We start from the raw sequence: 679 nt of genomic DNA, 5'->3' as shown, positions 1-679 counted from the left end.
CGCCAAGGCGGCAATCGCGCGCATCGAGAGCATCGCCGGAGCCGCAGATGATGAGGGAGGCGAGGTGCCCGGCGCCAGGCTTGCCGCCGCCGACAGCATCGTCGCCGGGTACCGGCGCCGCATCGCCGCCTCGGACGAAGCCGATGAGGCCCGCGCCGAGGCGCGTGAAGCCGGAAGGCTGGAGCTCGAATTGAGATTTGCGGGCATCGAAGCCGAGCGCGAAGCCGTGCGCGCCATGTTTCGCAGCGGCGAGATCAACGACCATACGTCGCAGGCGCTGTTTACCGAGATCACGCTCACCGAGGCATTGCTGAGGGGCCGGAAGGCGAGGAAATAACGACGCGCGGGCCTGGCTGGCGCAATCCGGCCAGCAAATTTCGCGTGGCAAACGTGGCGGGGCGGAAACAACTGTGTTAATGGCGCCGCGTGCAGGTTGCCCAAAAGTGTACAGCGGTTTGGGCAACGACATGCATAAACAAAATTGCCCCCGAACCCCGAGGATTTCAGGCCATGGCAACAGCAGCGGCAGTGTCGAACAAATTCGAATCCTTCTTCGAAACCACGCTGGCCGACGCCGATCCGGAGATTTTCGGCGCCATCCGCAACGAACTCGGCCGCCAGCGCCACGAGATCGAGCTGATCGCCTCGGAAAACATTGTTTCCCGCGCGGTGCTTGAGG

Annotated in this window: 2 pseudogenes; both read left to right on the top strand. The window is 63.8% G+C overall.

From position 1 onward, the window contains the following. Nucleotides 1–337 (top strand): annotated as a pseudogene (locus EN925_RS38465) (Na+/H+ antiporter); the annotation flags it as partial. Between the two features lie 173 nt (nucleotides 338–510). After that, nucleotides 511–679: pseudogene (glyA, locus tag EN925_RS38460) on the top strand (serine hydroxymethyltransferase); the annotation flags it as partial.

This window comes from Mesorhizobium sp. M7A.F.Ca.US.006.04.2.1, from assembly GCF_004022915.1.
In the GTDB taxonomy this organism is placed as follows: Bacteria; Pseudomonadota; Alphaproteobacteria; order Rhizobiales; family Rhizobiaceae; genus Mesorhizobium; species Mesorhizobium ciceri.
Note: the sequence above shows the minus strand (reverse complement) of the source record. Positions and strands in the feature narration are given on the sequence as shown.